The 3,806-nt window shown below is 45.7% G+C and carries 3 protein-coding genes and 1 pseudogene; 3 read left to right on the top strand and 1 reads right to left on the bottom strand.

What is annotated here, in order from left to right; all coding sequences use genetic code 11:
- Positions 1–8: 8 nt before the first annotated feature.
- Positions 9–1,364 (top strand): phage tail protein, encoded by a 1,356-nt coding sequence (locus tag U869_RS30275; protein ID WP_081795983.1) that lies wholly within the window; start codon positions 9–11, stop codon positions 1,362–1,364.
- Between the two features lie 12 nt (positions 1,365–1,376).
- Entirely contained in the window at positions 1,377–2,183 is an 807-nt protein-coding gene (locus tag U869_RS32350) for a hypothetical protein (RefSeq protein WP_157834781.1), read from the top strand.
- A 279-nt stretch (positions 2,184–2,462) separates the two neighbouring features.
- Here U869_RS32350 and U869_RS29880 read toward each other — a convergent pair.
- A pseudogene (locus U869_RS29880) lies at positions 2,463–3,314 on the bottom strand (alpha/beta hydrolase); the annotation flags it as partial.
- 266 nt (positions 3,315–3,580) lie between these two features.
- On the opposite strand from U869_RS29880, the gene U869_RS0128430 reads away from it, so the two are divergent.
- A partial coding sequence (locus tag U869_RS0128430) for a LysR family transcriptional regulator (protein WP_029988490.1) occupies positions 3,581–3,806 on the top strand: 226 nt, incomplete at its 3' end.

The following is a 3,806-nucleotide window of genomic DNA, read 5'->3' as shown; positions in this document are numbered from 1 at the left end:
CACATTGAATACATGACCCAATCTTAACCACAGTCGGGACTGAGAAACTGGCCCAAGCCATAATTACAGAGGTGCCAGTACGGATTACCTCAATTGCAGTAGGTGATGGGGCTGGACAAAATTACTTGCCAACCGCTGACCAGACACAGCTAAGACGTGAGACCTGGCGCGGTGATATTAATGATTTACGTAGCGCAGATGATGCAACTAACCATGTTTTAGCTGAAGGTGTTGTCCCTGCCGATACTGGCGGATGGGTTGTTAGAGAAATTGGATTGTTTGATGGTGACGGCGATCTCATAGCCATCAGTAATTACCCTGACACGATTAAACCGTTACCAGCATCTGGCTCAGGGAAACAGCTTTACATTCAAGTGCATCTCGTGGTTGATAACGTTGCCGCACTAGAGTTGATTGTTAATGATGATATTGTCTTGGCCAGCAGGAAGTATGTTGACGATGAAATCATTAAAATCACGTTAAAGTTTTCGGCACCTGATGGTTTAAAGTATATCGGACGGTGTGAAAACATTGCGAAACTTAGAACCATCACACCTACTATTGACGGTCAAAAAATAGATGTTGCCGCACATACAAACGACAATGACAAAGGGGATGGATACTTTTATTATGATGCATCCGATACCGTAACTGATGATGATGACGGTTTTACATGCGTTGTATTATCTAACGGTATGCGTTGGAAAAGAAAAGTTTTACATGACCTTTATGTTGAATGGTCTGGTATAGACACCACGGGACAAAGTGATATGACAACCAGATTTCAACAACTTCTGGATATCACAGCCAAATTCAGCACAACCGCAAATGGTGTAACAACGAAAGCCGTGTTACATTTAAACGGCAATATTAAAGTGTCGGCCTCGAGAATTATTGATGCCAGCAAAGTGGCCCTGCAAGGGCCAGGGACAATCTATGTTGACCCTGCTGGTGTTTATTTGACGGGTTATGCATTTATGTTGACCAGCTCAACCGACACATCGCTGGTTTCATACTCAAACAAAACCACACCTGTATTTAGAGACATGATGTTTGCATCTGAGGGTAGAACCGTAAATTTATTTTATGGTGTGAATAATACAGGTAATGCAAACAATAATCCTGCAGCTTTGCAAACCGTGTTTAACTGCCATTTTAAAGGGTTCGATACGGTCTACTCGAACGGAACGGGAGGATGGGGATGGGGATGGTCATGGTACGCAAGTGGGTGCAATAGTTGTAATCATTGGATGCATATTACATCACAACCCGATACTTATGAGCGATTTTCATTCGACAGCTGTATTTTTCAAAACGGTGGTTACGCTTTCGTTCTCGACAACCCAGACGGGAAAATATATTGACATAAAGGCTCAATGGATTATTGTGAGGGTGCAGCGATAATTACACGTGGTTTTATTGAAATTAACTCACACATTGAGTTTTCATATCGCACATTGCCCTTTATCGACTTTCGTGGTGCGAATGCTCATGCGATTGTGAGTGGTCTTGCCGCAATTAGATTAAACACGACGACAAAATATAATCTTTTTAAGCAATTTGCACCTAACCAAGTTACCCTTAGGAATATCGATATTATTTCTGATGGTATTAATATATCATCATGCATACTTTCAAATATGCCCTATTTGAAAACAAACGTTAATTTTACAAATGATGCAGCCAGAGCAATAGCACTTTATGATGCAGATGGCTCTCTTGTTGCACCTGGTGTTTCCTCAGTTGAGTATGTGGTCACAGGCACAGGGCTGTCAGCATCAATTAATGGGGATGGTTCGATTACATGTACATCAAGTTTGCCTCCAGGGGGTAGTAAAGGATTGGATTTTTTCATCCCTATTGTCGGGCACACCCAAATAGGGATTGAATGGTTTGCTTCTAATTCGTCAATACTAAGTCATGTTTTTGTACAAAAACTTATCTGTAACCAAGTGGCACGCAGTGCCGGAGTAGGGCAAGCCACGCCAGTGGGGTTGATTAAGGATAATTCAGCAAGCGGCACAACCAGCATTCCTACGGGAGCGTCGAATGTTCGTGGTAGTTCTGGCACCATTTGGCCAACGCCTAAAAGTGCGTTTTATCTCCGGTTAAGATTTAACGCTGACAACATTGGCGTCGGTGATACGTTTACCATCCATTCACTGAAACTCGTGAGCTGTTGATTTTATGATAAAACCTAATGATTTTGTTAAATGCATAACCAACATCAGCGCCCCTTCGCTTATCGAAGGCCAACATTATCGAGTTGTGATGGTGACTGATGACAACGAATTCATCCAGATTGAAGGAGACCCAGAATTATACTGCACATGGAGATTTTCTGAGCTTGATTAGTGGTGTGTTGCGTAATATTCCGGACTGTCCAATATAAGTGCATTTCTCGCTTGTTCTCAGTCCGAAATTATGCGCGAATCAGTCCGAAATTTTCCGCCGCGCTACATGGCATAGCTCAGCAGTGGCATATTCATAAACGACAGCGGCATCGTTGCCGTCCACGCTCCGGTCGAGTTAACGGAACGCTCGTGGAAGCCGCGTGGCATACGGTAATAGTCAAAGAACTCTTTCAGTACCGGATGCGGATTTGCCGGGAGCGTTTCTGGCAGAATGCGCCCGCCCGCACTGACCTTGCCGTTACTATCGACGTTAATATCATGGCCACCGTGTGCAAACGTTCCACTCTGCGCATCCTTCCAGCGCTGTTCATTCAGATATTGCAGTACGGCACGACGGTCGGCGGTTGAATAACGGTCTTTGCCATCACCCACGCCATGTCCCATCGCCCGGCTCATGTCGTACATCACACTGGTGGCCACCGCTTTGACGCGGGTATCCATTGCGGCGTCATTTATCGCCATGCCGCCCCAACCGCAAATGCCGAGCAGCCCGATACGGTTGCGATCCACCTCTTTTTGCAGACCTAAGAAATCGACTGCTGCGCTGAAATCCTCAGTATTGATATCCGGCGAGGCGACGTTACGCGGATAACCCCCGCTTTCTCCCGTATAAGAAGGGTCAAACGCCAGAGTAATAAATCCCTGCTCCGCCAGAGTCTGCGCATACAGACCGCTGGACTGCTCCTTCACCGCGCCAAAAGGACCGCTGATGGCAATCGCCGCCAGCTTGCGATCGCCACGATCTTTGGGAAGGTAAAGATCGCCGACTAAGGTGATCCCATAGCGATTCTGAAACGAGACTTTACGATGATCGACTTTCTGGCTCTCGGCGAAGGTCTTATCCCATTTATCGATCATGGAAACAGGGGCATTCGGATTGATTGAATCAGCATAACTCATTGTCGTGACTCCAGTTAATGATGCGAACAGCAGCATGGCAGGCATCGCGATTTTTAGCGTTTTGGTGAAAGCTTTCATAAAAAACCCCCATGAAAAACAAGAGAGTGTGACAGGTTGCCTACGGACAACGCTGCTGTACTTGGTTTTGATGGGCTTATTATAATTAGCAGAATTAGTGCTGATTAGAGGGTTATAACTGCTAAGATTAATACCATAATGTTATGAATTAATGCTGAGACTGGCGTAGTACGTGGGGGAATAAACCGATGGCGAAAAGGGAGAACTACAACGAGCTTTACCTGTTTATGCAGGTGGTACGGGAAGGCAGTTTTACCGCCGCGGCTCAGAGGCTGGGGCTTGCTCAATCGGGGATCAGCCGTTCTGTTCGTGAGCTTGAAGAAAGATTGGGTGTCCAGTTGCTGGTGCGCACCACGCGTAAGCTGTCACTAACCCAAGCGGGCGAGCAACTCTACTGTCAATACCGATTGAATT

Origin of the sequence: Serratia sp. H1w (assembly GCF_000633355.1) — a bacterium.
Classification (GTDB): domain Bacteria; phylum Pseudomonadota; class Gammaproteobacteria; order Enterobacterales; family Enterobacteriaceae; genus Chania.
Note: the sequence above shows the minus strand (reverse complement) of the source record. Positions and strands in the feature narration are given on the sequence as shown.

What these genes read in the sequence shown, in the direction of transcription:
- U869_RS32350 (WP_157834781.1), top strand. Translation starts at nt 1,377, where the DNA reads ATGGATTATTGTGAGGGTGCAGCGATAATTACACGTGGTTTTATTGAA.